The organism is Gilvimarinus gilvus, assembly GCF_030518155.1.
In the GTDB taxonomy this organism is placed as follows: Bacteria; Pseudomonadota; Gammaproteobacteria; order Pseudomonadales; family Cellvibrionaceae; genus Gilvimarinus; species Gilvimarinus gilvus.
On sequence record NZ_JAULRU010000618.1, the window covers coordinates 1 to 317 of the forward strand.

1 protein-coding gene is annotated in these 317 nt (G+C 30.0%); it reads right to left on the reverse strand.

Annotated elements, in window-relative coordinates:
- Positions 1-317 (reverse strand): UDP-N-acetylglucosamine 2-epimerase (locus tag QWI17_RS16495; protein WP_302723626.1); only part of this gene is annotated, 317 nt, incomplete at both ends.

Genomic DNA, 317 nt, shown 5'->3' on the forward strand with positions numbered 1-317 from the left:
TTTAAAAGCTTCAAAAATAAATTTCCTAGTATTTGGATTTGGGTGAAGACTCCAATGAAAAATTATTTCAGGGTTTTCTTCCGCTAATTCTCTAATTGCACTACAAATCGAATACATATTCTCTCCTATGTTTTCTCTTCTATGGGCTGTTATAAAAACATCATTACCATACTCTAAATTGACATTTTCTTTGTCTAAAACATAGTGTAACAAATCAATAATTGTATTTCCTGTTATTACAACTTTAGATTCGTTAATGTTCTCTGCCAATAAATTATTAGCTGCTAAACTTGTTGGAGCGAAATTAAGATCCGATG